At 59.0% G+C, this 25,722-nt stretch carries 23 protein-coding genes; 13 read left to right on the forward strand and 10 right to left on the reverse strand.

Features of this window, described 5'->3' with window-relative positions:
* Positions 1-22: 22 nt before the first annotated feature.
* Positions 23-970 carry a radical SAM protein gene (locus HGT1_RS06720; protein ID WP_176249167.1) on the forward strand — a complete coding sequence of 316 codons (948 nt, stop codon included), beginning with the start codon at positions 23-25 and terminating at the stop codon, positions 968-970.
* 3 nt (positions 971-973) lie between these two features.
* On the opposite strand, the gene HGT1_RS06725 is transcribed toward HGT1_RS06720, so the two are convergent.
* Entirely contained in the window at positions 974-2,035 is a 1,062-nt protein-coding gene (locus HGT1_RS06725) for a DUF2855 family protein (RefSeq protein ID WP_176249168.1), read from the reverse strand.
* A 242-nt stretch (positions 2,036-2,277) separates the two neighbouring features.
* Between HGT1_RS06725 and gyrA the strand changes: the two genes are divergently transcribed.
* Positions 2,278-5,049, forward strand: coding sequence for a DNA gyrase subunit A (gyrA, locus tag HGT1_RS06730; RefSeq protein ID WP_176249169.1), 2,772 nt, complete (start codon positions 2,278-2,280; stop codon positions 5,047-5,049).
* Between the two features lie 196 nt (positions 5,050-5,245).
* On the opposite strand, the gene HGT1_RS06735 is transcribed toward gyrA, so the two are convergent.
* The 4 genes from HGT1_RS06735 to HGT1_RS06750 all read right to left on the reverse strand — a co-directional run bounded on the left by HGT1_RS06735 (position 5,246) and on the right by HGT1_RS06750 (position 9,270).
* A complete protein-coding gene (locus HGT1_RS06735; protein WP_176249170.1) occupies positions 5,246-5,569 on the reverse strand; it encodes a hypothetical protein in 324 nt (107 codons plus the stop codon).
* A gap of 266 nt (positions 5,570-5,835) precedes the next feature.
* Positions 5,836-7,311, reverse strand: a complete 1,476-nt coding sequence (locus tag HGT1_RS06740; protein WP_176249171.1) for a carboxypeptidase M32 — start codon at positions 7,309-7,311, stop codon at positions 5,836-5,838.
* The gene (ctaA, locus tag HGT1_RS06745) at positions 7,308-8,462 is read right to left on the reverse strand and encodes a heme A synthase (protein WP_176249172.1); all 1,155 of its coding nucleotides are present in this window, start codon (positions 8,460-8,462) and stop codon (positions 7,308-7,310) included. The genes HGT1_RS06740 and ctaA overlap by 4 nt, the downstream gene beginning before the upstream one ends.
* Before the next feature lie 55 nt (positions 8,463-8,517).
* Entirely contained in the window at positions 8,518-9,270 is a 753-nt protein-coding gene (locus tag HGT1_RS06750; protein ID WP_176249173.1) for an RNA methyltransferase, read from the reverse strand.
* A 144-nt stretch (positions 9,271-9,414) separates the two neighbouring features.
* On the opposite strand from HGT1_RS06750, the gene HGT1_RS06755 reads away from it, so the two are divergent.
* Complete coding sequence (locus HGT1_RS06755; RefSeq protein ID WP_176249174.1) at positions 9,415-10,035, forward strand: thiamine phosphate synthase; 621 nt, start codon at positions 9,415-9,417, stop codon at positions 10,033-10,035.
* 13 nt (positions 10,036-10,048) lie between these two features.
* Here HGT1_RS06755 and HGT1_RS06760 read toward each other — a convergent pair whose 3' ends face one another.
* Positions 10,049-11,374, reverse strand: coding sequence for a HupE/UreJ family protein (locus HGT1_RS06760; protein WP_176249175.1), 1,326 nt, complete (start codon positions 11,372-11,374; stop codon positions 10,049-10,051).
* Here HGT1_RS06760 and HGT1_RS06765 point away from each other — a divergent pair.
* From HGT1_RS06765 to HGT1_RS06780, 4 genes are all read left to right on the forward strand, one after another.
* Positions 11,373-12,188, forward strand: a complete 816-nt coding sequence (locus HGT1_RS06765) for a DUF4198 domain-containing protein (RefSeq protein ID WP_176249176.1) — start codon at positions 11,373-11,375, stop codon at positions 12,186-12,188. The genes HGT1_RS06760 and HGT1_RS06765 overlap by 2 nt on opposite strands.
* 69 nt (positions 12,189-12,257) lie before the next feature.
* Entirely contained in the window at positions 12,258-13,142 is an 885-nt protein-coding gene (locus tag HGT1_RS06770; RefSeq protein WP_176249177.1) for a PfkB family carbohydrate kinase, read from the forward strand.
* Positions 13,139-14,053 carry a pseudouridine-5'-phosphate glycosidase gene (locus HGT1_RS06775; protein ID WP_176249178.1) on the forward strand — a complete coding sequence of 305 codons (915 nt, stop codon included), beginning with the start codon at positions 13,139-13,141 and terminating at the stop codon, positions 14,051-14,053. The genes HGT1_RS06770 and HGT1_RS06775 overlap by 4 nt, the downstream gene beginning before the upstream one ends.
* Positions 14,054-14,140: 87 nt before the next feature.
* Positions 14,141-14,917 (forward strand): DUF502 domain-containing protein, encoded by a 777-nt coding sequence (locus HGT1_RS06780; RefSeq protein WP_176249179.1) that lies wholly within the window; start codon positions 14,141-14,143, stop codon positions 14,915-14,917.
* Positions 14,918-15,084: 167 nt separating this feature from the next.
* Here the strand turns inward: HGT1_RS06780 and HGT1_RS06785 are convergent, their stop codons facing one another.
* The gene (locus tag HGT1_RS06785) at positions 15,085-15,870 is read right to left on the reverse strand and encodes a 3-hydroxybutyrate dehydrogenase (RefSeq protein WP_176249180.1); all 786 of its coding nucleotides are present in this window, start codon (positions 15,868-15,870) and stop codon (positions 15,085-15,087) included.
* A 418-nt stretch (positions 15,871-16,288) separates the two neighbouring features.
* Between HGT1_RS06785 and HGT1_RS06790 the strand changes: the two genes are divergently transcribed.
* Positions 16,289-18,007: an extracellular solute-binding protein gene (locus HGT1_RS06790; RefSeq protein WP_176249181.1), complete on the forward strand. Its 1,719-nt coding sequence runs from the start codon at positions 16,289-16,291 to the stop codon at positions 18,005-18,007.
* Between the two features lie 97 nt (positions 18,008-18,104).
* On the opposite strand, the gene HGT1_RS06795 is transcribed toward HGT1_RS06790, so the two are convergent.
* Positions 18,105-18,728 carry a helix-turn-helix domain-containing protein gene (locus tag HGT1_RS06795; protein WP_176249182.1) on the reverse strand — a complete coding sequence of 208 codons (624 nt, stop codon included), beginning with the start codon at positions 18,726-18,728 and terminating at the stop codon, positions 18,105-18,107.
* A gap of 64 nt (positions 18,729-18,792) precedes the next feature.
* Here HGT1_RS06795 and HGT1_RS06800 point away from each other — a divergent pair, with 64 nt between their 5' ends.
* The 4 genes from HGT1_RS06800 to HGT1_RS06815 all read left to right on the forward strand — a co-directional run bounded on the left by HGT1_RS06800 (position 18,793) and on the right by HGT1_RS06815 (position 22,864).
* Entirely contained in the window at positions 18,793-20,310 is a 1,518-nt protein-coding gene (locus HGT1_RS06800) for a class I adenylate-forming enzyme family protein (RefSeq protein WP_176249183.1), read from the forward strand.
* Positions 20,303-20,944, forward strand: a complete 642-nt coding sequence (locus HGT1_RS06805; protein ID WP_176249184.1) for a DsbA family oxidoreductase — start codon at positions 20,303-20,305, stop codon at positions 20,942-20,944. Before HGT1_RS06800 ends, HGT1_RS06805 begins: the two co-directional genes overlap by 8 nt.
* 114 nt (positions 20,945-21,058) lie before the next feature.
* A complete protein-coding gene (locus tag HGT1_RS06810; protein WP_176249185.1) occupies positions 21,059-21,532 on the forward strand; it encodes an adenylyltransferase/cytidyltransferase family protein in 474 nt (157 codons plus the stop codon).
* Positions 21,533-21,622: 90 nt separating this feature from the next.
* Positions 21,623-22,864, forward strand: a complete 1,242-nt coding sequence (locus tag HGT1_RS06815) for an MFS transporter (protein WP_176249186.1) — start codon at positions 21,623-21,625, stop codon at positions 22,862-22,864.
* Positions 22,865-22,929: 65 nt separating this feature from the next.
* On the opposite strand, the gene HGT1_RS06820 is transcribed toward HGT1_RS06815, so the two are convergent.
* Complete coding sequence (locus tag HGT1_RS06820) at positions 22,930-23,163, reverse strand: hypothetical protein (RefSeq protein ID WP_176249187.1); 234 nt, start codon at positions 23,161-23,163, stop codon at positions 22,930-22,932.
* Entirely contained in the window at positions 23,160-24,482 is a 1,323-nt protein-coding gene (locus tag HGT1_RS06825; protein ID WP_176249188.1) for a DEAD/DEAH box helicase, read from the reverse strand. Before HGT1_RS06825 ends, HGT1_RS06820 begins: the two co-directional genes overlap by 4 nt.
* 380 nt (positions 24,483-24,862) lie before the next feature.
* Here HGT1_RS06825 and HGT1_RS06830 point away from each other — a divergent pair, with 380 nt between their 5' ends.
* Positions 24,863-25,678 (forward strand): hypothetical protein, encoded by an 816-nt coding sequence (locus HGT1_RS06830; RefSeq protein WP_176249189.1) that lies wholly within the window; start codon positions 24,863-24,865, stop codon positions 25,676-25,678.
* The last annotated feature ends 44 nt before the right edge of the window (positions 25,679-25,722 follow it).

Raw genomic sequence — 25,722 nt, forward strand, 5'->3', positions numbered from 1 at the left:
ACCATTAAGGGGCGCATTGTCGATGAAAGATATTGCACAGGCCAACGCCGGAAAATTCGAAAACCCCCTGGTGACTGCCAAGGGCGAAACCCGCGCGACCGTCAGTCTGACCCATCCGCAGACCTTGTGGTTTAACACAGGTACGCTGTGCAATATCGAATGCGTGAATTGCTATATCGCGTCGAGCCCCACCAATGATGCGCTGGTCTATATCACGGCTGACGAGGTCCGCGATTATCTGGGGCAGATCACGGCGCGCAACTGGCCCGTGACGGAAATCGCCTTTACCGGCGGTGAACCCTTTATGAACCCGCAAATGATCGAAATGACCGAGGCGTCCTTGGCCGCCGGCTATGATGTGCTGATCCTGACCAACGCGATGCGTCCGATGATGCGCAAACCGGTGCTGGCAGGGCTGAAACGGTTGAACGCCGCCTACCCCGGCAAGCTGACCCTGCGGATTTCGGTCGATCACTATCGCGCTGATCTGCATGATGCTGAACGTGGCCAAGGCGCGCTGGCCAAGACGGTCACCGGCATGGAATGGTTGCGCGACAACGGCCTTCGCATGGCGGTTGCCGGCAGGTCGGTTTTCGGGGCCAGTGACGAAGACAGCCGCGCCGGATATGGCGCGTTTTACGCCGAACACGGGTTTGACATCGACGCCAATGATCCGGGCATGACCGTGCTGTTCCCCGAGATGGACGAAACCGTAGAAGTTCCTGAGATTACAACGGCTTGCTGGGGTATCTTAAACAAGTCTCCTGATGTGATCATGTGTTCATCTTCGCGGATGGTGGTCAAACGCAAGGGCGCTGAAAAGCCTGCCGTGCTGGCCTGCACCCTGCTGCCCTACAGCGCGGAATTCGAACTGGGCAACAGCCTTGAAGAAGCCGAAAAAGATGTCGCGCTCAACCACCCCCATTGCGCCAAGTTCTGCGTTTTGGGCGGTGCCAGCTGTTCGGCCTGACCTCTAGGGCCGGATAATCACGCCTGTCGTCGGGTCCGCCTGCCCTGTGACCAGCGCGTGATACGGGGCCTCGGCTGCCGCGATGCCCTGATGGACCTGCACTTTCATCCAGGTTGATGCATCCGCCGCGATCCGCTTCCATGCCGCGGTGATCTGTTTCTCGATCTCGCCCGGCCCCCATTCGGCGCGCCGTTTGGCCACCTGCGACGGCGCGAAAAAGAATTCGGGCTTTGGCCCTGCCAGCTTTTGCGCGGGCGCAAAGTGATCCCAATGGCTCAGCCCCACAGCCGAGGAATGCTTGAGCGCGGCGCCCAAATGCGCATGCAACGCGGCCTTGACCGCGCTGTTGCCGGACATATCCACATAGACCGAAGGCACCTGCGCAATATCGTCGATCTGGTCATAGGTCAGCACGCTGTCGCATGCGCCAAGGCTTTCCACAAACTCACGGTTTTTCGCAGATGTCAGACCGACAATCCGATAGGCGCGATCCGCAGGTTCAGCCAGATATTTGCACAGCCCCAGACCGGTTTTCGACGATGCGCTGCCGATGATGATCTGCCGCGCGCCGAAACAGTCATTGTCCTGCAACCAGTCGAACAGCAAAAACGATGTGGCCAGCAAAGGCTGTAAAATCGCCCGCAGATGGTCGTCAGCATCGCTGCCGGATCGTACCGGCGTGTATTGGTTGTAGATCAACGGCAGTTTCGCGCGGTGCTCTGCTGCGTCCACAAACCCGCCCTGCGCAGATTTTGGCGTTATCACCATCTCCTCCGCCATCGGGTAAAAGCCGTAAAGCCGCGTGCCGACCGCCAAAGCATCGCTGCGGCTTTCCACAACTTTGGCCGTGCCCCAGACCGGGACGATGCCCCAACCTTCGCTTCCGCTTGGGAAAAACTGCCAATAGCCGATGTCAAACCCCGCTGCCGCATAGGTCACGTTGTTGGAGGTCAGCGCAAAGCTTTCGAGCACAAGCCGTGCCTGCCCCGCCTCAAGCGGCGCGCTGGCGACGTCCTGATGCCGGGTTTGGGCGATAGACGTCTGATTCACCAATATTCGCTGCATTTCCGGCTCTCCCTCTGACAATTGCACGCATCCTAGCCGCGATTTCGCCACTTGTGGGCAGCGTAATAAATTGACGTTACGCCACCTGAAATGGGCACGAATTAGTCTGCTTGTTTTTCAATGACTTAGCTGTTCTCTCCGATTCAAATCGACCCAGTAAGCCCACAGGCATTGCACCCTATATACCCCGTCTGCTATACAAAACCCCAATATATAGAACCAGCAAGAGCTAGGCAGATCACGTGAACGACACGCCAGAAACACCTGAAAACGATGACAAAATCCCGGCAGAGCGCCCCGTTTACGATGGCCCTTCGGTCACCATCGAACACGAGATGCGCACATCCTATCTGGATTACGCCATGTCTGTCATCGTCAGCCGCGCCATCCCCGACCTGCGGGACGGTCTGAAACCCGTTCACCGCCGCATCATCTATTCGATGTATGAAAAAGGCATCACCCACGACAAGACCTATCGCAAATCCGCGAAATCCGTGGGCGATGTGATGGGTTCGTACCACCCGCATGGCGACAGCGCGATTTATGACGCCTTGGTGCGGATGGCGCAGGATTTCTCGATGTCCTTGCCGCTGATTGATGGCCAGGGCAACTTTGGCTCGATGGACGGCGATAGCGCAGCGGCGATGCGCTATACTGAATCGCGTCTGGACAAGGTCGCGTCGTTCATGACCAGCGATCTGGACAAAGACACCGTTAACTTTATCGACAACTACGATGGCAAGGAACGTGAACCCACGGTTCTGCCCGCGCGGTTCCCGAACATGCTGGTCAATGGTGCGGGCGGTATTGCCGTCGGTATGGCGACCAACATTCCGCCCCATAACCTGGGCGAGGTCATCGATGCCTGTCAGGCGCTGATCGTGAACCCCGATCTGACCTCCGAAGACCTGATCGAATATATCCCCGGCCCCGATTTCCCGACCGGTGGTATCATGCTGGGCCGCTCCGGTGCGCGCAAAGCGTATCTTGAGGGTCGTGGCAGCGTCATCATGCGCGCCAAAACCCGTGTTGAAGAGATCCGCAAAGACCGTTTTGCCATCGTCATCGACGAGATCTGCTATCAGGTGAACAAATCCACCATGATCGAAAAGATCGCCGAACAGGTCCGCGAGAAAAAGATCGAAGGCATCGCCCACGTTCAGGATGAATCCGACCGCAACGGTGTGCGCGTCGTGATCGAGCTGAAACGCGATGCGACAGCCGAAGTCGTGATGAACCAACTGTTCCGTTATACGCCGATGCAAACCTATTTCGGCTGTAACATGCTGGCGCTGAACGGCGGCCGCCCCGAACAGTTGACGCTACGCAAGTTCCTGACCTATTTCATTGATTTCCGCGAAGATGTGGTTGCCCGCCGCACAGCATTCCTGCTGCGCAAGGCCCGTGAACGCAGCCATATCCTGTGTGGTCTGGCCGTGGCCGTCACCAATATCGACGAAATCGTCGCGACCATCCGGTCTTCTGCCGATGCATCCGAAGCGCGTGAAAAACTGATGACGCGCCGTTGGCCTGCGGAATCGATTTTGCCATACATCGCGCTGATCGACGATCCGACCCATACCGCCAATGATGACGGCACCTATAACCTGTCCGAGGCCCAAGCCCGCGCCATTCTGGAACTGCGGTTGCAGCGCCTGACCCAGATTGGCGTCAAGGAAGTTACCGACGAGCTGGAAGAGCTGGCCAAGAAGATCCAGGAATACCTTGAAATTCTGGGCAGCCGCGAGCGGATCATGAGCATCATCTCGGATGAACTGGCCGAAGTGAAAGACCAGTTTGCCGTGCCACGTCGGACCGAGATCGTCGATTGGTCCGGTGACATGGATGACGAAGACCTGATCGCGCGCGAAGACATGGTCGTGACCGTGACTTCCGGCGGCTATATCAAACGCACACCTTTGGTGGATTTCCGCAGCCAGCGCCGCGGTGGCAAAGGCGTGTCGGGGATGCAGACCAAAGAAGAAGACGTGGTCACCACGCTTTTCGTCGCCAACACCCACACGCAGCTGCTGTTCTTTACGACCGATGGCATGGTGTACAAGCTCAAGACATGGCGTTTGCCGCAGGGCAGCCGCACATCGAAAGGCAAGGCGATCGTTAACATTCTGCCGATCCCGGTTGGTGTATCCATCGCGGCCATCATGCCCGTTGACCGCGACGAGGCCGAATGGGCCGATTTGCAGGTGGTATTCGCCACCTCGGCAGGCACCGTGCGCCGCAACAAGCTGTCGGATTTCACCAACGTCATGCGCAACGGCAAGATCGCGATGAAGTTCGAGGACGATCACGCCGACACCACGCTGATCAATGCGCGCATTGCATCGAATGATGACGATGTGATGCTGGTCACCAATTCAGGCCGGGCGATCCGTTTCCCTGCCACAGATGTGCGCGTGTTCAACAGCCGCGCGTCGGTTGGTGTCCGTGGCATCAAGCTAAGCGGCGACGACAAGGTGGTCTCCATGTCGATCATCCGCCACTTTGATGCGACATCCGAAGAACGGTCGGCCTACCTCAAGATGCGCCGCGCGATGGCGGGTCTGGCCGATGATGCAGATGTTGTTTCGGACGAAGAAGAAGTAGACGCAAACGCGACCATCAGCCAGGAACGCTATGCCGAAATGTCAGCCGCCGAGAACCTGCTGCTGACGATCACCGAAAAAGGCTCGGGCAAATTGTCGTCCAGCCATGATTATCCGGTGCGCGGGCGTGGTGGTCTGGGTGTGACAGCCATGGACAAGGCCATGCGCGGTGGCGATATCGTCGCCTCCTTCCCTGTCGAGATGGACGACCAGATCATGTTGGCCACGTCCAAAGGCCAATCCATCCGCGTCCCCGTCGAGGGCATTTCCTTCCGGTCGCGCAGTGCCGGCGGTGTGAAAGTGTTCGATACCGGCAAGGGCGAAGTGGTCGTGAGCGTCGCATGGATCGCCGATCAGGGTGATGACGAGATTGATGGCGAGATTGAGGGCGAGGCGACCGAAGAATCCTAATTCGCCGATATCTGCACAGAACATGAAAAAGCCACCCGGTCTGATACCGGGTGGCTTTTTTCTTTGATGCGGCATCTTTCGCTGGGCAGTGAATTTTACAGGTCTGGCAATTTCACAGGTCTGAAAAACCGTTGCACAAACGAAAAAAAGCGCCCCGGATCGGGACGCTTTTTCTAAGCTGAAACTAAACTATTGTTTAGTTGGTGCCGTTTGTACCGTTGCTGCTGTTGGCAATCGCGGCGACTGCTACGACAGCTGCTACCATACCGGCAATGCCACCTGCGCCGATACCACCAAAGCCTGCACCAGCACCGGCACCTGCGCCTGCTGCTGTAACGCAGTTATATACGCCGCCGATGAGCGGACCACATGCATAGGCAACGCCATTTGCACCGATAACGCTTGTTGGGTAACCAGGAATGCCTGTTTCACCACCAACTGCTACTGCGGTTGTATCTTGGGCGGATGCCATGCCTGCAGTCAAAAGAAGTGCTGCTGTGATTGCTGTGAAACGTGTCATTCGTCGATCTCCAAATCTCGAAAAAGAATTCATCGTGCTTTTTCTCGCATAATTTGCCTGCCATTGCAAACGGGTTTAAGTGCCAAAACGCCCCTTGAACACCCAATTTTATGGCTTGGCCGGTAATTCCAGCCTGCCCATTGGCTGTTTCTACCAAAGCGTCCCAATCCCCGCGCCTAAAACCAGACCGTTTAATGATACCGCCGAACTTTACCTAAAGGTGAGCGAATCGCGTTCCGCCCACCTTGGAAAGCCTGATTTTATGGTCAGACCTTGTATAATTCGCCGAATTTGGTCTTCAGATAATCCAGCAAAGGTGCCTCGGTCGGGGCCGTGCCCGTGGCGCGGGTGATCAGGTCTTTGGGCTCATAAAGGCCACCGTGGGTCTGCACATTATCTTTCAACCAAGCCGTGGCAGATCCGGTTTCCCCTTTGGCCAACTGGCTGTCCAGATCCGGAACATCCTTGCGCAACGCCGCGTTCAGGCAGCCCGCATAGACATTGCCCAAGGAATAGGTCGGGAAATAGCCAAACAGCCCCACCGACCAATGCACATCCTGCAAGACACCGTTGGACGGCTTATCAACCTCATAGCCGAAATCGGCCTTGAAACGGTCATTCCACGCGGCCTCAAGGCCATCGACCTGAAGATCGCCGCCCATCAAAGCCCGCTCGAGATCAAAACGCATCATGACATGCAGGTTATATTGCAACTCATCCGCTTCGGTGCGGATAAAGCCGTCAGACACCCGGTTCACGATCCGGTAGAACATATCCGCATCCGCGACGCCGAAATCGCCAAAGGCATCTTTCATCTGGCCAAACAGCCATTCCGTAAAGGCGCGGCTGCGGCCCAGCTGGTTTTCGTAAATGCGGCTTTGGCTTTCATGGACCCCCATCGACACACCGGCCCCCAAAGGGGTCAGCAAATGGTCGCGGTCGATCCCTTGCTCATAGCAGGCATGACCGACCTCGTGGATGGTCGAATAAAAGCAATTGAACGGGTCCGTCTCGTTGGTGCGCGTGGTGATCCGCACATCAAGGCCCGATCCGCTTGAAAACGGATGCACTGCCTTGTCCACACGGCCCATGCTCATGTCATAGCCAAAGGTCTTGGCCAATTGCCGCGTCAGCTTCATCTGTGCGGATTCGTCAAATTTGCCTTCCAGTTTCGGCGGTGCCTCTGCCGCGCGCACAGCTTCGCGCAGGCGGGTCAATTCGGGGCGCAATGCACCAAACATCGCCTCAAGCTCGGCCCCCGTGGCACCCGGTTCATAATCGTCCAGCATCGCATCATAGACGTCGCCACCGGCGGCCAGCGCCATGCCCTCCTCACGTTTCAACGTGATCACTTCGGACAGGGTCGATGCAAACGCCTTGAAATCATCTGCTTCGCGCGCCTCGGCCCAGATGCCTTGCGCCTCAGAGGTGACCCGCGCCAGACGGGCGGCCAATGCGGCAGGCACCTTGCTGGCCCGCGCATGGGACCGCCGGATATGGCGCAATTGCGCGCTTCCGGCCTCATCCAGATGGCCTTCGTCGATCATCCCCAGCCAGTCCGCAATGCGCGAATCCACCCGCCGTGCATGCAAGACCCCTTCGATGGCGGCCATTTCTTCGCCCCGTTGGGGGGCCGCACCGCGTGGCATCATGGTTTCCTGGTCCCACCCCAAACGCCCCGCAATCTGGGAAAGCGCCTCTGTTTCGCGTTGAAACGCCATCAGATCATCAAAAGCACTCATTTGGTTTTTCCTCTCAGGGAAGTTGGAATGGGATAGCCGCTTAGGAACCGCGCCCGCAGAATAAGGACCCACAAGACCACAGCGAGTACCTGATGCCAAATGGCGATATGCACCGGGGCCGCGTTCAAAACAGTGACGATGCCCAGCACAACCTGCCCCGCCATGGCCAGCATCATCAGATTGAAGGCGCTGCGCGTGTTTGGATGTGCCGATGTGCGCCCGCGCAGCCATACGACCACGGCAAAAGCAAGCAACAAATAGCCGGCCATGCGGTGCATGAACTGCACAAGCCCCGGATTTTCAAAGAAATTCCGCCAGACCGGCGTGATGCTGAATGCATCGGGTGGAAAGAACTGCCCCTGCATCAACGGCCAATCGACGAAATAGCGCCCCGCATCAATGCCAGCGACCAAAGCACCCAGCAAAATCTGCAGGAATGCGAAATGCAGCAGCCCGGTGGACATGCCAAACAGTTTGCTTTCCTTAGCCCGACGCGCCTGCATCAGGTCCTTCTCGGGACGGCCCAGCATCAAGGCGTACCAGGTGATGAACCCCAGGATCACAAACGCCAGCCCCAGATGCGTGGCAAGCCTGTAGCTGGCCACATCCAAAACCGCCTCGCCCGTGGTGACGCCCGAGGATACCATCCACCAGCCAATCGCGCCTTGCAGGCCCCCAAGCCCGCCCAGCAACAGCAAACGCCCCGTCCAGCCGGTCGGAATTTGGCGGCGCAGCAAGAACCACAAGAACCCGATCGCCCAAACCAGCCCGATCACGCGGCCCAGTTGACGATGGCCCCATTCCCACCAGTAAATCAGTTTGAAATCGCTCAGTTGCATCCAGGAATTTTGCACGAGGAATTCGTCGATCTCCTGGTATTTGGCAAATTCCGATTGCCAGTCCGCCTCGTTCAGCGGTGGCATCGCCCCGGTAAAGGGCCGCCATTCGGTGATGCTGAGCCCGCTATCGGTCAACCGCGTCAGACCACCAACGGCGATCATGACAAAGACCAGCGCGAACAGCATGAACAGCCAGATGCGAATGGCACCGCGTGCGCCGCCCCGCCCCCGATCAATCCCGCCGGTATGTGCAACAGGGCGCGCCGCTTGTGCATCGCCCACTTCCTCAAAAAGCTTACGTTTCTCGGCCATGGTGCCTCTTGTCTGCTAGGTTTGTTGCAGAAATAGGTCACGTAGGCCCAAAGGTCTAGCCGCGCTCTTTCCAGCGTACCATCTGTCGCAGGGTGCCATGCAACATCTGCACATCCGCACGGGTCAACGGCAGGCGCGACCACATGTTGCGCAGATTGACCTTCATGCTGGTGGCCTTGTGTTCGGGATAAAAGAATCCTGCCACATCCAGCCGTTCCTCGAAATGCCGCGCCAGATGCTCGATCTCGCTGTTGTCGGCCCAATCGGTGCCTGCCATCTCGACCTGCTGGGGCACCACCTCGGATTGGGCGCGCATCCATTCATAGCCCATCAACAGCACACATTGCGCCAGATTAAGCGATGCAAACTGCGGATTCACCGGCACCGATACAATCGCATTGGCCCTTGCAATATCGTCATTCTCAAGCCCTGCCCGCTCCGGCCCGAACATCACCGCGACCCGCTGGCCCTGGGCAATCAGTTCAGCCGCCTTGGCCATCGCGGCTTCGGGGCTGTACACCGGCTTGGTCAAATCCCGCTCGCGCGCGGTGGTGGCAAAGACAAAGGCCGCATCCCCCAACGATCCCGCCAGATCGTCATAAACGACCGCCTCGTCCAGCAACCGCCCCGCACCCGACGCCATGGCATCGGCAGCAGGGTTCGGCCAGCCGTCACGCGGCGCGACAATCCGCATCCGGTCCAGACCGAAATTCCACATCGCGCGCGCGGCGGCACCGATATTCTCGCCCATTTGCGGGCGTACCAACACAAAAGCCGGTATCTTGGGGTTCTCTACAGTATCATTCATGCCTGCCTCTTACCCGCGCAACGCTACTCTCACAAGAACGCCCCCTGCTTCCAAATGGTAAAAAATCCCCGCCGGAGGCATAAAAGTTTTTCTTTCCCTGCGCGATCCGTTAATTGGCACCAACACAGCAAAGGACCGCTTGCCATGACAACGCCCGAACAGCCGCAGCTTTACCTGATCACCCCGCCCGAATTCGAGCTGGAAACCTTTCCCCAGACATTGGCCCGCGTTCTTGACACCCAACCCTTCGCCTGCGTGCGCCTCGCGCTCAGCACCCGCGACGAAGATGTGGTGCTGCGCGCCGCAGATGCGGTGCGTGAAATCACCGATGCGCGCGACATTGCGATGGTGATTGCCGACCACACATTGCTGGCCGAACGCATCGGGTTGGACGGTGTCCACCTGACGGATGCCGCGCGTTCCGTGCGCCATGCCCGCAAAACCCTTGGAGAAGACGCCATCGTCGGCAGCTATTGCGCAGGATCGCGCCATGACGGCATGGCCGCAGGCGAGGCCGGCGCCGATTACATCAGCTTTGGCCCCGTGCGCCCCAGTGCGCTGGATGACGGATCCTATGCTGAACTTGATCTGTTTCAGTGGTGGTCCGAAGTGATCGAAGTGCCCTGCGTCGCCGAAGGTGGTCTGGACGAGGCGCTGATCCGCACCCTCACCCCCTTTACCGATTTCTTTGGCATCGGCGATGAAATCTGGGCATCAGACAATCCGGCCCAAGCACTGGCCACCCTCGTCGCCGCGATGAAGTGAGATCAGGCGGGTGTTATAAAAACACCCGCTCGATGAACCAATAGGCCCCCACGGCCGCGATCCCGACAGAGGCCGGGACCGCCACAAACCGCCGGTATGGCGCGGCTGTCTGGCGAAATTGAACCGACAGAAAGCACGCCGTAAAGACCAGCGCAAAGGGTACCAGGAACAACGGCACAGGGGCCTCCAGCGCGGCGGCAACATCCGGCATCGGCACAAAGCACAGAGCCAAAGCGGCAATCGCCAGCCCGGTATAAAGCAGCTTTGCCCCCTGCGCCCCGCCGGCACCCCGCGCCACGCGCAAGGCTTGCCAGACGCACAGCGCCATGATTGCGATCACTGTCAGCTGGCCGATCTCGACCCCAATGTTAAACCCGATCAGCGCCGGAATGAACTGGTCTTCAGGCAGGCCGAATTCCCCCAGAACCGACGCAAAGCCCAGCCCGTGCAGCAGCCCGAACCCGAAAATCACAAAGGGCCGCCAACGGCTTAGCCCCGAGGTAAAGATGTTTTCGACAGCGACATAAACAATGGATGCAGCGATCAGCGGCTCCACGATCGACCCCGGCACCGTCACCACCCCAAGCGCCCCAAGCGCCAGCGTCACCGTATGCGCCGCCGTAAAGGCCGACACCTGCCAGATCAGCGGTTTCAGCTGTGTCGACAAAAAGAACAGGCCCAGCACGAACAAGATGTGATCCAGACCTTTGGGCAGGATGTGGTCAAACCCCACGGGAATATAGGTCAAAAACGCCTGCCATGCGGTTTCCTGCCCGCCGCCCGTCAGAACGATCTCGGGGCTTTGCGCGCCGCCCTCCAGATAGCCGGTATAGGGGTCCTGGACCCCTTGTTGCCGCAAGACCATCGCGCCCGATCCGGCAGGCCAGGCCACCACGACGGCCCGCGCCTCCGCAGGGATCCGGGCTTGCAGCAGCACTTGCGAAATCCGCGGCAGCTCTTCGTTCACATTTTCGGGAACACTGACCGACACGGTTTCCAGATCTACCGCCTGCCCGTCGACGCGCAGCAAGGGGCCCGCGTTCCATGCGGCCAGCAGTTCCGGCACTCGCGCAGCAATCTGTTCGGCCGGCAAGGCGCGCAAACTGTCATAATCCCCTGCATTTTCGGCATCATTGGTGTCTGCGACCGCATCCAGATCAATCCCAGACAACAGCGCCTCAAGGTTGACCCGCAACGACAGATCAGCGATGCCATCCGCCACGGTCAAATCCGCAATGGTCGGGACCACCTCATGTGCACGCACCGCCCCCGTCACAGCACTTGACAAAAGCACCGCATAGACCAGCTTGAGCATTACTTTATATAAGGTGTCTATCATGTTTCTGTCCCGTCTTGCGCTTGTGATGTCTGTCGGTTTTGCCGCATTTCCGGCCGTTGCCCATGAATTCTGGCTCGAAGCGCCGACATATCAAGTAAAGCCCGGCGCGGAATTGACAACCAGCATAAAGAACGGCCAGATTTTTGAAGGCACCGATATCGCCTATTTCTCGAACCGGACAGATCGTTTTGACCTGACGTTCGAGGGGGAAACCCTCCCGATCCAAAGCCGCATGGGCGATTCCCCCGCGTTGCAGACCAAAGCACCCCCCCGTGACGGTTTGCTGATCGTCGCCCACGAGGCATCGCCGTCCTCGCTGACGTATAAAGACTGGGACACCTTTGTCGGCTTTACCGAACACAAGGATTTCAAAACTGCAGTGGCCGAACACCGCGCCGCCGGTTACCCCCAAGACAGGGTGCGCGAACGCTATACCCGCCATTCCAAGGCTTTGATTGCCATTGGCGACGGCCACGGCAGCGACATAAATCTCGGGCTCCAGACCGAACTGACCGCGTTGACGAACCCCTATGACCCGGATTTCGACGGAAACATGACGGTCGCGCTGACCTATCAAGGGGAACCGCGCAGCGATGTGCAGATCGAAGTCTATGCGAAATCCGCCGAAACCGAACCGACAGTCACCGTGTATCGCAGTGACGACGCGGGCCATCTGACCTTTCCGGTGACCGCCGGCATGACCTATCTGGTGGATTCAGTGGTCCTGCGCCCCGCAGCGGATGCAGGCAAAACCGCCACCAGCCCCCATTGGGAAAGCCTCTGGGCATCCTTGACCTTTGCCGTGCCAAAGTGATCGCAGTCTGTTCCCTGACACATTCAACCGGGCTTGCGCCTTGGCGCTGGTCTGGGCAATACGGACCCCATGACAGATACACCTGAAATTCTTTGCATCGGCTCGGTCCTGTGGGACATCATCGGGCGCGCTGAAACCCAAATGCGGCAGGGCTCGGATATGCCGGGCCGCATCACGCGCCTGCCCGGCGGCGTCGCCCTGAACATTGCGATGGCCCTGGCCCGCTTTGGCCTGTCGCCTGCGCTGATCAGCGCTGTGGGCCGCGACGCAGAAGGCGACGAGTTGATCGCGGCGTGCAAGCTGCGCGGGCTGAACACCGATTACGTCTACCGGTCCGACGATCTGCCTACCGATCAATATATGGCGGTCGAAGGCACGAACGGCCTGATCGCCGCCATTGCCGACGCCCATTCGCTCGAGGCCGCCGGCGATAAAATCCTGCGCCCCTTTGCCGACGGGTCACTGGCAACGCCCTACACAGGGGCCGTCGCCCTTGATGGCAACCTGACCCTTGATCTGCTGGCCGAAATGGCGCGCAGCCCGCTGTTGGCAAATGCCGATCTGCGCGTGGCACCTGCCAGCCCCGGCAAGGCCATGCGCCTGAGCCCCTTTATCCAGGCCAAACGCGGCACGCTTTATGTCAACCTCGAGGAAGCCGGACTGCTGTGCCAGACCACCTTTGACAATTCGCGCGATGCGGCCACCTCCCTGCTGGACCGCGGCGCTGTCAGGGCCGTTGTCACCGATGGCGGCAACCCCGCGACCGTTGGCCAGTCAAGCGGCCTGATCACCCAGATCCCGCCCGCCGTATCCGTCACCCGCGTGACCGGCGCTGGCGATACCTTTATGGCGGCCCATATCGCGGCCGAGATCCAGGGGGCCACAGCCGATGCTGCCTTGACCCATGCCCTTGAAGCCGCTGCACAATATGTTTCCGGAGAGACCAAAATATGATCCCCCTGCACCGCTGCGCCGAAGTTGCCAAAGCCCACCGTGACGGCACGCCGATCGTCGCCCTCGAAAGCACGATCATCACCCACGGCATGCCCTATCCGCAAAACCTCGAGGTCGCTCGCCAGGTCGAAGCCGACGTGCGCGCAGCCGGTGCCACCCCTGCGACCATCGCCGTGATCAACGGGCAGCTTCACATCGGGCTCGAGGACGCCGAGCTGGAGAAACTGGCCCAGGCCAAAGGCGTCGCAAAACTGTCGCGCGCCGATATGGCCGCCTGTATCGCCACAGGTGGCACAGGGGCCACCACCGTGGCCGCCACCATGATTGCGGCACATCTGGCAGACATCTGTGTGTTTGCCACCGGCGGCATCGGCGGCGTGCATAAAGGTGCCGAAACCTCGTTCGACATCTCGGCCGACCTGCTGGAACTGGCCCAAACCCCCGTTACCGTGGTTGCTGCCGGTGCCAAGGCCATCCTCGACGTAGCCAAAACCCTCGAAGTGCTGGAAACCCAAGGCGTGCCTGTGATCACCGTGGGTCAGGACAGCTTTCCCGCGTTCTGGAGCAGCACCTCGGCCCTGCGATCCCCGCTGCGCATGGATGACCCCGCCCAGATCGCAGCAGCACACGTGACCCGGGCGCAATTGGGCCTGCCCGGTGGTCAACTTGTCGCCAACCCGATCCCGTCCGCCGACGAAATCCCGGCCGCCGACCTTGCCCCGATCATCGCCACCGCACAAAATGACGCCAATACCCACGGGATCACCGGCAAAGCCGTCACCCCCTATTTGCTGCAACGGATTTTCGAACTGACCGAAGGCAAATCCCTGAGCGCAAACATCGCACTGGTCCGCAATAACGCACGTCTGGCGTCCAGAATAGCGGCAGCACTGGCCCTGAAAGTCAATTGATGCCCGAAATCCATCCACCGTCCATTGTAGGCTAACATCAAAGCACTTAGCTCTGGCTGGACACTTATTTGGAAGACATAAACGCCGATGAACACGCCTTTCACGCCCCATAGCCCGCCTCCTTTGCCAAAACGCACGGTTTTCGCCCGGCTGCGGGGATCGTTTTTAACGGGCCTGGTTGTGATTGCACCGGTGGGCCTGACGATCTGGCTGATCTGGTCGGTCATCGGCTGGATCGATGGCATCGTGCTGCCCATGGTGCCCTTGAACTACCATCCCGACCGGTTGATCCAGACCTATTTCGGGCTTGATCCTTCGGCGCAAATCAACGTCCGCGGGATCGGCGTGATCATCTTTTTGCTGTTCACCATCATCGTCGGCTGGCTGGCCAAAGGCATCATCGGGCGGTCCTTCATCCGCTTTGCCGAAGGGCTGGTGCAACGCACCCCCGTCGTGCGCACCATTTATTCGGGTATCAAACAGATTTCCGAAACGATTTTCGCGCAAGGCGAACGCAGCTTCGAGACCGCCTGCATGGTGGAATATCCCCGTCCCGGGGCATGGGCGCTCGGGTTTATCTCGATCGCAGCCAAAGGCGAAGTGGCCCGCCACGTTGGCGTCGACAAGGAACTGGTCGGCGTGTTCATCCCCACGACGCCAAACCCCACTTCCGGATTCTTGCTGTTTTTCCCGCGTGAAGACGTGATTGAACTGGCTATGACGGTCGAGGATGCCGCCAAGCTGGTCATCTCCGCAGGCCTTGTCTATCCGGCCGAACGGCCCCTGCCCGTCGAAGGCGCGCAAATCGATACAGCGGATCAAAAACCGTCCAAAACCGCCCTGAACTCATCGCCCGCACCCTGACGACGCGGCATCGCCCAAAAGGCAAATCACGCGCTGACCACCTTTAGCTTATGATCCGGAATAAAGGGCAGATGCCTCCGGCGGGGATATTTTAAAGCCAGAGAATGAAGGACCGGCGCAGTCCCTTCTCTGGCTCCTAAATATCCTCGCCGAAGGCGAAAAACTTGCTACAGCGCGGTCCAGCCCCCATCGACGCTGACTGTCGTTCCGGTGATTTGTGCCGCCGCATCCGAGCACAAGAAGGTGGCGGTGCCGCCCAATTGTTCAACAGTCGCGAATTCCTTGCTGGGCTGGCGTACCAGCATGACGTTCTTGATCACCTCTTCGCGGCTCATGCCGTATTCTTTCATCGTGTCGGGGATTTGCTTTTCGACGATGTCGGTCAGAACATAGCCGGGGCAGATGGCGTTACAGGTGATCGCTTCTTTGGCTGTCTCGAGGGCGGTGGTTTTGGTAAGCCCCACGATGCCGTGTTTTGCTGCGACATATGCTGATTTAAACGGGGACGCCGTCAGGCCATGTGCAGACGAGATGTTCACGACCCTGCCCCAGCCGGCTTTGCGCATCATCGGCAGCGCCATCGCGGTGGTATGAAATGCCGAGCTGAGGTTTATCGCGATGATTGCGTCCCATTTATCCACCGGAAAATCGGGGATCGGGGCCACGTGCTGGATGCCCGCGTTGTTCACCAGAATATCGCAATGCCCCGCATCCATGACAAACTGTCGGCATTCCTCCCCTTTGGACATATCCGCCTTGATATAGCGCGCTTTGGTGCCGGTTTCTTTGGAGATCGCTTCGGCGATGGCGTGGTCTTCGTCGCGGTCGGTGAACGAGTTCAGCACGACATCGGCACCGGCGCGCGCCAGGGCCCAGGCGATCCCAAGGCCAATGCCCGAATTCGAGCCGGTAATAAGAGCGGTTTTTTGCGAAAGGTCGATGGTGTAGGCCATGGTGTTCTCCTGCGGTTTCTGCGACTGCATCATGGAATGCGGCCGGTCCGATTGAAATGGCTAAATTCTGCTGACAGCTGCGATCTGGCCGAAATTGATGAGAATAAAACCAAACCCCCACGGGCAAAAAAAAACGTCCGCACGAAGCGGACGTTAAGTTATTGAGGCAGGTTTCATACAGGCAAGAAACCTATCGAGCAGTAAGGTCTTTATACGCAAACCTTCGCCGTAATCCAAGCTTAAAGTTTGATAAGCCCCCTCAGCGCGGCTAAGAGTTGGCCTAATAAAACAAGGGTAGAGCAGGATTGTTTCGAAAATGACCTCATATTTTTTCCAAACCTGTCGGGCAGTTGCGGCTGTTTCCTCACTGATTCTGTCTGGCCTTGCAGTAACTGCCGCGCCGATGCACGGGATATCTATGTATGGGGACCCCGCCTTGCCACCGGATTTTGTGTCTCTGCCTTATTCGAACCCAGATGCGCCAAAGGGCGGCAAAATTGTTCTGGGCAACACCGGCGGCTTTGACAGCCTTAACCCTTTCGTGCGCAAAGGCACCGCGCCGTGGCAGTTGCCTTTTTTCACCCACGAGACGTTAATGGGCCGATCCTGGGACGAACCTTTCACGCTTTACGGTCTTTTGGCCGAATCGATTGAGGTCGCCGAGGACCGGTCCTGGGTGGAATTCACGCTAAGACCGGAGGCGCGGTTTGCCGACGGCAGCCCCGTCACCGCCCAGGATGTGATCTTCAGCTACGATCTGCTGGGGTCCGAAGGGCATCCGCGCTATCACGGGCTGCGCGCGCAGATTGACAGCATCACCCAGACCGGCCCCCGCAGCGTCCGGATGGCGTTCAACACCGAGAACCGCGAATTGGCGCTGTTGGCGGGCATGCGTCCGATCCTGAGCAAGGCGCAATGGGAAGGTCGCGATTTTGCCAATGCGCCTTTGGCCGATATTCCTGTGGGCTCCGGTCCCTATACCGTCACCGATTATCAGGCCGGGCGTCAGGTGACCCTGACGCGCAATCCCGAGTATTGGGGCAAAGATGTGCCATTCCGGCGCGGCACCCACAACATCGACCAGATCAAGCTTGATTTCTATGGTGATGCCAATGTGCTGTTCGAGGCGTTCAAGGCGGGCGAAATCTCGGCGATACGGGAATTCAACGCCGAAAGCTGGGACACCCAGTATGATTTTCCGGCGATCCAGCGCGGCGACGTGGTGAAGTCTGTCTTCACCCATGAAAAACCGTCCGGCATGACCGGTTTCGTGATGAACACCCGCCGCGCGCCCTTTGACGATATCCGCGTGCGCGAGGCGATGATTGCCGCGTTCAACTTTGAATATATAAACGAGACCCTGACCGGCGGGGCGCAACCCCGGATCACCTCGTATTTTTCGAACTCGCCCTTGGCGATGACCCATGGCCCCGCCGAGGGCCGCGTGGCCGAATTATTGGCCCCCTTCAAAGACAGCCTGCCAGAGGGCGCGCTGGACGGGTATGCCCTGCCCGCTTCAGACGGATCGGCACGCAACCGGTCGGGCATTCGCACCGCGATGAAAGCCCTGCAAGACGCCGGATACACCGCGCAGGATGGCACAATGCGTGATGCAAACGGCAAGGCGCTGCGCTTTGACATTCTGCTGTCCAAGGGCAGTACCGAAAACATGGCAATTGCCGAGCTTTATATCCAGGCGCTCAAGCGGTTGGGGATCGCGGCCGCTGTCGAGGCGGTTGATGACGCGCAATTCGTGTCGCGCAATGCCGAGTTCGATTTTGATATGGCGATCTTCCGGCGGGCGCTTTCGTTAAGCCCGGGCAACGAGCAGCGCTATTATTGGGGATCAGAGGCAGCAGACCAGCCGGGCAGTCGCAATATGATGGGCGCGAAATCCCCCGCCATTGATGCCATGATTGATAGGATGGTCAGCGCCACCACAGCGCAGGATTTCATCGCCGCAACCCGCGCGCTGGACCGTGTGTTGACCGCAGGGCGCTATGTGGTGCCGTTCTGGCAGTTCACCCAAGACCGCATCGCCCATGTTGCGCAGATGAAATACCCCGTCCACGTGCCGCTATACGGGGATGGGCCGAATTACATGCCAGAGGTCTGGTGGATTGATGCAGAGCGCTAAGAGCGACGTTCAGGGGCTTATATCGTGGTGTGGACCCTGTGGCTGAACGGCCCTTCGGGGAGAGTTTATTTGGCAAAATGAAGCCGAACGGGGCGGGTTACGTCAGGGAGGTGACCCAGAGGATTGTCGCGTCTTCATCGCTGGTGGAGACGACATTATGGCCCATCGCAGCGTCATAATAGGCGCTGTCGCCGCGGCGCATTTCCACGGGTTCGTAGAATTCGGTGTAAAGCCGGATCACGCCGGTCAGCACATAGAGGAATTCTTCGCCATCGTGGCGCACCCAGCCGTCGAATTCTTCCATTTTGCGGGCACGGATGCGGGCGCGGTAGGGCAGCATCTGTTTCTTGCGCAAGGTATCGGCCAACAGGTCATGTTCGTAGGTGGTGGTGGCCTTGCTGGTGCCTTCGCCGGATTTGGTGACAGCCATGCGCCCGTTGATCTGGCCGGCAGAGGGCGGCGTAAATAATTGCGGCACCGAGATTTCCAGCCCCACAGCAAGTTTTTTCAGCGCGTCATAGGTGGGCGACATCTGCCCGTTTTCGATTTTGCTGAGGGTTGAACGCGCCAGCCCCGCCTGATTGGCGGCTTGTTCCAGCGTCCAGTTGCGGGCTTTGCGCAGCTCGCGCACCCGCGCGCCCAGATCAACGGGCGGGGCGGTTTCGGCTTTGCCGCTTTCGCGGGCAATCTGGATAAGGGATTTCGGGGCCTGGTCGGTCATAGCTTGCGTATATAGCCCGTCCATCCTGCTTGCAACGGGCCGGAACCCGCGCTAGCGAAGGGGCATGTTATCACTCTCTCCCTCTGACGGATTTGCGCCCTGCCCCGCACCGTTCAATATGGCCGCGCATGTGCTGGCAAAAGCGGCCACGCTTGGCGATAAAATCGCGCTATCGGTCATTGCGCCGGATGGTGCCGAAACCTGGACCTATGCTGCATTGGAAGCGGCCGTGCGCGGGACCGCGACCGGTCTTTTGGCGCTTGGGCTGGTGCCCGGTGACATCGTTTTGATGCGGTTGGGCAATACGGTCGATTTTCCGCTGGCCTATCTGGGTGCTCTTGGTGCCGGATTGGTGCCTGTGCCCACTGCTGCGGCGCTGACCGAACCCGAAGTCAGCGCGATTGTCGAAACCTTGCAGCCCAAAGCGATCTTGAACGATCCGGCTGTAGCCTGTCCGGATGTCGCGGGTGTGGTCACTGTCGATGCGCTGCGTGCCATGCGCAGCCTGCCGCCCGCCGATTGGCACATGGGCGATCCCGAACGGCTGGGCTATATCATCTATACTTCTGGCACATCGGGCAAGCCGAGCGCTGTCATGCATGCGCACCGTGCCATTTGGGCGCGGCAGATGATGTTTGACGGCTGGTATGACCTGCACGAAGACGACCGTGTCATGCATGCGGGGGCGTTCAACTGGACCTATACATTGGGCACCGGATTGATGGACCCCTGGACGATGGGGGCCACGGCCTTGATCCCTGCCGCGGGCACTGCTGCCGCTGATCTGCCAGCGCTGATGCGCCAGGCCGGTGCCAGTATTTTCGCAGCTGCCCCGGGGGTTTACCGGCAAATCCTCAAGCAACATGACACCATCGACATTCCTGGTCTGCGCCATGGTTTGAGCGCGGGGGAAAAGCTGCCTCAGGCCGTGCGCAGCGCGTGGCAAACCGCCAGTGGTACCCCGATCTTCGAGGCCTATGGCATGTCCGAATGTTCGACGTTCCTATCCGGCTCCCCCGCGCGTCCTGCATCGGGCGGGTCGCTGGGATACCCGCAGGCCGGCCGGCGCGTGGCCCTTATCGGACCGGACGGGCCTGTGCCCTATGGCACCGAAGGGACGATTGCGGTCTATAAAACCGATCCCGGGCTGATGCTGGGCTATCTTGGCGCGCCCGAACAAACGGCGGAAAAATTTCAGGACGGCTGGTTTATGACCGGTGATCAAGGGGTGATGGCCGAGGATGGCCAGATCACCTATCTGGGGCGCAATGACGATATGATGAACGCGGGCGGCTTTCGCGTATCGCCCATCGAGGTGGAGCAAAAGCTGGTCAGCTATCCCGGCATCACCGCCGTGGGTGTCACCGAAGTCACCGTGCGTGCCGATGTAAGCGTGATCGCTGCGTTTTATACCGCCGATGCCCCGCTGGACGAAGCCGCACTGGCGCTTTATGCACAAGAAAACCTGGCGCGCTACAAACAGCCGCGCCTTTATGTTCATCTGCCAGAGCTGCCCATGGGTGCCAACGGCAAATTGCTGCGACGCGCCCTGCGCGCGGGGTATGAGGCGCAAAATGACTGACACAATCAAGCTCGACATCATGTCCGATCCGATTTGCCCGTGGTGCTATATCGGCAAGGCCCATCTGGACCGCGCTTTGGCGTCAGAACCGGACCATCCTTTTTTGATTGAATGGCATCCGTTTCAACTGAACCCGGACATGCCAAAGGGCGGCATGGACCGCCGCGAATACCTCGAAGGTAAATTCGGGGGCAAGGAAGCCGCAGTCAAAGCCTATGCGCCCGTGGTTGAACATGCCCAAAAAGCCGGTTTGACGATCAATTTTGAAGCGATGAAACGCACGCCAAACACGCTGGATGCGCACCGGCTGATCCATTGGGCCGGCATCGAGGGACGTCAGACGGCTGCCGTGTCATCCCTGTTCAAGGCCTATTTCGTGGATGCGCGCGACATTGGCGATGCCGAAGTGCTGGCCGATATCGCAGACGGGATCGGGCTGGATGCATCGGTGATCAGCCGCCTGCTGGCCACGGATGCTGACGTGCAAAACATCCGCGACCGCGATGCGCACAGCCGCAAGATGGGGATCACCTCTGTTCCGACCTTTATCGTGGGCGGCAAACATGCGGTCCCCGGTGCCCAGCCACCCGAGCTGTGGAAACAGGTGCTGGCCGATCTGCGCAAGGCCGGTTAAGGCTGCCAAGACTGCCGCGACCTTGCAAAAACACTTTGCCTTTGCAGATCAGCCAGCCTAGAATCACCGCTATAAACGGGGCGAAGACCCCAGTTGAATAAATGAGCGGGCAGCATGTTAGAACAATCAGTACCCCCCTTCCGGGTGCGTAACCGGGCGCAGGCTGCGCCCTCTCTTACCGTCAATCCCGTCGAAAGGATCAGATCGCGCAGCGTGCTGACCTATGGCTGTTTCGACGGGTTTCGTGCGCACCACGCGCGTCTTCTGGCCGATCTGTCCAGCCTTGGGACCGAATTGATCGTCGGCTGCGCGACAGACGCCTTTTGCGTGCAACTGGGCCGGGATTCGGCGATATCCTTTGACCAGCGCCGTGCTGTGCTGGAAAGCTGTCGCTATGTATCGCGGGTGATCGCGCTGGACAGCTGGGACCAACGCCGCACCGACATCGTGAATTACAACATTTCGGTGCTGGCATTGCGCCGCGGCGCACCGGCGCATGTGGATGATCTGCACGACATCGTGCAAGTTGTGCGCCTGCCATCAGAAATTTCCCCAGGCCGGTCAGAGCACGTCTTGAAATCGGCTTAAACCTTAGAGGCATTGTACTGTCCCCCGGCACTCGCTAAGGGAGAACGGCTTGGCGCAATATCGCCGCCGGGCGTTTAGGGAGCGGTGCAGATGCCTTCAGACAGACCTGACTTTGCGATGGGCCGTTCAGAATTCGTGGCCCTGATTGCGATGCTTTTTGCCACGATCGCGTTTTCAACCGATGCGATGTTGGCCGCCCTGCCCCAAATTACTGCGGATCTGGCCCCCATGACGCCGGAACGGGTGCCCCTGATCCTGACGGCATTTATCTTTGGCCTTGGACTTGGAACATTTTTCACAGGGCCCCTGTCGGATGCCTATGGCCGTAAAAACGTCGTCTATGGCGGGGCCGCGCTTTATATTGCGGGCACGGTTTTGGCTTGGGCCAGTCAGTCGCTCGAACTGATGCTCGCCGCGCGGGTTTTGCAGGGTTTGGGTGCCGCCGGGCCGCGCATCGTGTCCCTTGCGATTATTCGCGATCTGTTTTCTGGCCGCGAGATGGCGCGGATCATGTCTTTTGTTATGATGGTTTTTGTTCTGGTGCCGGCCTTTGCCCCGTCGATGGGCGCGGTTATTGTCAGTTTTTCCAACTGGCGCGGTATTTTCGTTAGCTTTATCGTCTTCTCGATCGTCTCGTTGATCTGGGTCGGGATGCGGCTGCCTGAAACGCTGGCTGTAGAAGACCGCAGGCCGCTCAGACTGGGGCTGCTTTGGTCGGCCGTGAAAGAGATTTTCAGCAATCCCGTGGTGCGCCTGTCGATCACCGTTCAGACGCTGGCGATGTCGATCATGTTTGCCACATTGATGCTGGTTCAGCCGGTTTTCGACCAGGTCTATGACCGCGCGGGCAGCTTTCCGCTTTGGTTCGGGCTGATCGCACTGATCTCCGGCGCATCCAGCCTGATGAACGCGCTTTTGGTGGTGCGTCTGGGGATGCAGCGGATCGTGACATTGACCCTTGGGGCGCAGATCGTCCTGTCTGCGGCCATGTTGTTTTTCGGATTGGGTAACTTGCCCGAACCTTTCGGTTTTGGCTTTTTCCTGATCTGGGAAATCTCGTTGTTTCTTCAGGCCGGACTGGTCTTGGGCAATTTGAGCGCGCTGGCGATGGAACCGATGGGCCATATCGCGGGCATTGCCGCGTCTGTCATCGGGGCCGTGTCCACGGTGCTGGCTGCGCTCATCGCTTCGCCCATCGGATTGCGGTTCGAGGGCAATCTCGATCTGCTGACCACATCGGTTCTGGCTCTGGCGGCAACGGGGTTCTTGCTGATGCTACGGTTGGGCCGTGTTGTGAACAAGCAGTCTGTGGTCCGCAAAACATCAACGTAGACCTGCGCGGCAAACCGGGCTGGTTTCGCCCTTCGGGCGAGGATTTAAGTCCATTTGGAATGCGGTCAGCGGCGGCTTTTAAGCTTGAAGGCAAAGGCCAAAACCACGGCTGCAATGCTGAAGGGCAGCATCCAGAACAGGATCGTGTCGCCTTTGAACAGCTGGCTTGATGTCATCGTGCAGGGCGGCACATCACAGGTTCCGGCCCTTGCCATAATGTAGACGGGTGGCACTGCAACAAGCAGCGCCACCACGGAATAAAGGACGCCAAGCGTCAGTTTGCGAAGTTTCGGGGTCACGCTGCGCGCTGGCCGCCGGGTTTGCCGGCACCGCCGCCGGGCTTGCGCCGACGCCGGGCCGCGCCTGCGGGTTTACCCTCGCCGCCGCCACCAGCACCGCCACCGGGACGACCGCCGCCACCGCCACCAGGGCGTCCACCGCGACCGCGGCCACGGCCGCCTTTCGGCGCGGCGGGTTCATCAATCGCTTCCCACGGACGACCCGATGCCACGGGAATCGAGATTTTCATCGTCTTCTGGATGTCCTTCAATTCGCCCATTTCGTCTGGGGCGCAAAAGGCAATCGCAGCCCCGTCCTTGCCTGCGCGGGCCGTACGGCCGATGCGGTGGACATAGTTGTCGGGCACGTTGGGCAATTCGTAGTTATAGACATGTTTCACGTCAGGAATATCCAAACCGCGCGCGGCCACATCGGTGGCCACAAGCACGGTGATCTCGCCTTTTTTGAAGGATTCAATCGCGCGGTCGCGCTGGCCCTGGCTTTTGTTACCGTGGATCGAGGCGGCTTTGAAACCGGCCTTGACCAGATCCTTCATCAGCTTTTCACAGCCGTGTTTCGTGCGCCCGAAGACCAAGGCGCGTTCTTCGGTGTGTTTGGCCAGCAATTCGATCAGCAGGGCTTTTTTCTCGGCCTTGGCGATAAAATGCACCTCTTGGGTCACTTTATCCGCCGCTTTGCCGGGAGGAGACACTTCGATGCGGATCGGGCTGATCAGATAGCTGTTGGCAATTTCGTTCATCAGCTTGGGCATGGTGGCCGAGAACAGCATGGTCTGACGTTCTTTGGGCAACACGGACGCGATTTTGCGCAAATCGTGGATAAAGCCCATGTCGAGCATCTGGTCGGCTTCGTCGAGAACCAGAAACGTGGTTTTGTGCAGCAGCACGGCGCGACGGTCCATCAGGTCAAGCAAACGGCCCGGCGTGGCGACCAACAGGTCAACGCCGCGTTCCATGCGTTTGATCTGCGGGTTGATCGACTGACCGCCCACGACCATCATCGTTTTCAACTGTGTGCCTTCGCAGAAACCTTTGAGGTTTTCCATGATCTGGTTGGCCAGTTCACGGGTCGGGGCCAGCACAAGGCCGCGCACGGTACGCGGTTCGGGGCGGGCTTCCATTTCCAGCATTTGCGCAACCAGCGGCACACCAAAGGCTGCGGTTTTGCCGGTGCCGGTCTGGGCAAGGCCCATCACGTCGCGGCCGTTCATTGCATGGGGAATCGCCTGGCGCTGGATCGGGGTCGGGTCGGTCATGCCCATGTTGGTCAAGGCTTTGACCAAACGGCGCGGCAGGCCCATCATTTCAAAATCGCTCATATTCTGTCGTCTTTCCGAGGGCCGCGGCACAAGCGCCGGACCCGTCTAAATCACGCGGCACCCCGTACAGGGGACATACCGCGAGGGACGCAAAGCAGATCGCAGGGGCCAGCCTAATGCCGATACCCTGTCTGTTGCGTTTGGCCCCACGCGTGATTTTGGGAACATCGGCGGCCTTATCTCTCGGCACTGACATGACCCGCATGGGCCAAAGGCTGAACTGCTCACGCGGCAGAAGGCTTCGCTTGAGTGTCACATGGGGGCTGCGGCGGGGGAAGTCAACGCTTGTCTGTCTGCGCTGCTAAATAACGAACCGGTTAACTTGAGTTCTCGGCGGTGATCGCCTAGCAATTTGTAACGTATTTGAAAGGTTTCTCGATATGTCTTTGCTTGGCCGCCTGATTTATAAAACCCGCAAGTTCTATGACGATGATTTCGACTGGAATACCTATACGGCGGATAGCTATGCCAGGCGCGTCAAGAACGATATAGAATCCGAATTTGTCGCGATTGCGCAGGACGGCCAGTTGAGCTTTGACGCGGCAACTGGGGGTGTTACTATCCAAAATGGTGCCTTGCATCCGAACGCTCTGTTGATCCTCGAGATGATCGGCCAGTTGCAACCAAAGTCGGTGCACGAGGTCGGATGTGGCGGCGGGGACCATGTGGCAAACGGCAAGACGCTTTACCCGGCGATCCGTTTCACCGGCGGGGATCGGGGCCAAACCCAGCTTGATATGGCGGTGCAACGCCACCCCGAACTTGCGGACTGCGTCGGCTTGCAAGACCTGACCATGCCCTTTTCGCACCATTGGCCACGCGCTGAACTGGTCTATTCGCAAGCGGTGCTGATGCATATCCACACCGCCGTGAGCCATTTCGTGGCCCTGGCCAATATGGTCAACAGCGCGGACCGCTTTGTCTTGCTGGTCGAAAATGTCCAATGCCACAACTTTGTTGCGGATATCAACGCGCTGCGGGAGGGCGGGCATTTCAACTGGCCAGAAATGAACATGTACCTTGTCACCGGATCAACCGGCACACGCGGGATCTTGTTGTCGAAAGAAAAGCAGGATTTTCCCCTTTTGACATCGGATGCGCAGCTTCGAGAGGGTGCGAAATATTCGAAACGCCGCGTTGTGCGGGCGGACGAAGACAGCGCAAGGGCGATTTTTGGCCCCGCAAAGGCCGGCTAGCCGGACGATCGGGGTATCGACAATCGCCAGCCGCTCTGAAATGG

The sequence above is a fragment of the Sulfitobacter sp. HGT1 genome, from assembly GCF_013282155.1.
GTDB lineage: Bacteria > Pseudomonadota > Alphaproteobacteria > Rhodobacterales > Rhodobacteraceae > Sulfitobacter.

Coding starts and splice junctions, on each gene's coding strand:
- HGT1_RS06805 (WP_176249184.1), top strand. CDS start 20,303: ATGACTGACACAATCAAGCTCGACATCATGTCCGATCCGATTTGCCCG.
- HGT1_RS06720 (WP_176249167.1), top strand. CDS start 23: ATGAAAGATATTGCACAGGCCAACGCCGGAAAATTCGAAAACCCCCTG.
- HGT1_RS06750 (WP_176249173.1), bottom strand. CDS start 9,270: ATGAATGATACTGTAGAGAACCCCAAGATACCGGCTTTTGTGTTGGTA.
- HGT1_RS06760 (WP_176249175.1), bottom strand. CDS start 11,374: ATGATAGACACCTTATATAAAGTAATGCTCAAGCTGGTCTATGCGGTG.
- HGT1_RS06825 (WP_176249188.1), bottom strand. CDS start 24,482: ATGAGCGATTTTGAAATGATGGGCCTGCCGCGCCGTTTGGTCAAAGCC.
- HGT1_RS06735 (WP_176249170.1), bottom strand. CDS start 5,569: ATGACACGTTTCACAGCAATCACAGCAGCACTTCTTTTGACTGCAGGC.
- HGT1_RS06785 (WP_176249180.1), bottom strand. CDS start 15,870: ATGGCCTACACCATCGACCTTTCGCAAAAAACCGCTCTTATTACCGGC.
- HGT1_RS06725 (WP_176249168.1), bottom strand. CDS start 2,035: ATGCAGCGAATATTGGTGAATCAGACGTCTATCGCCCAAACCCGGCAT.
- HGT1_RS06830 (WP_176249189.1), top strand. CDS start 24,863: ATGTCTTTGCTTGGCCGCCTGATTTATAAAACCCGCAAGTTCTATGAC.
- HGT1_RS06800 (WP_176249183.1), top strand. CDS start 18,793: ATGTTATCACTCTCTCCCTCTGACGGATTTGCGCCCTGCCCCGCACCG.
- HGT1_RS06775 (WP_176249178.1), top strand. CDS start 13,139: ATGATCCCCCTGCACCGCTGCGCCGAAGTTGCCAAAGCCCACCGTGAC.
- HGT1_RS06810 (WP_176249185.1), top strand. CDS start 21,059: ATGTTAGAACAATCAGTACCCCCCTTCCGGGTGCGTAACCGGGCGCAG.
- HGT1_RS06765 (WP_176249176.1), top strand. CDS start 11,373: ATGTTTCTGTCCCGTCTTGCGCTTGTGATGTCTGTCGGTTTTGCCGCA.
- HGT1_RS06770 (WP_176249177.1), top strand. CDS start 12,258: ATGACAGATACACCTGAAATTCTTTGCATCGGCTCGGTCCTGTGGGAC.
- HGT1_RS06795 (WP_176249182.1), bottom strand. CDS start 18,728: ATGACCGACCAGGCCCCGAAATCCCTTATCCAGATTGCCCGCGAAAGC.
- HGT1_RS06740 (WP_176249171.1), bottom strand. CDS start 7,311: ATGAGTGCTTTTGATGATCTGATGGCGTTTCAACGCGAAACAGAGGCG.
- HGT1_RS06755 (WP_176249174.1), top strand. CDS start 9,415: ATGACAACGCCCGAACAGCCGCAGCTTTACCTGATCACCCCGCCCGAA.
- HGT1_RS06790 (WP_176249181.1), top strand. CDS start 16,289: ATGTATGGGGACCCCGCCTTGCCACCGGATTTTGTGTCTCTGCCTTAT.
- HGT1_RS06815 (WP_176249186.1), top strand. CDS start 21,623: ATGCCTTCAGACAGACCTGACTTTGCGATGGGCCGTTCAGAATTCGTG.
- ctaA (WP_176249172.1), bottom strand. CDS start 8,462: ATGGCCGAGAAACGTAAGCTTTTTGAGGAAGTGGGCGATGCACAAGCG.
- HGT1_RS06780 (WP_176249179.1), top strand. CDS start 14,141: ATGAACACGCCTTTCACGCCCCATAGCCCGCCTCCTTTGCCAAAACGC.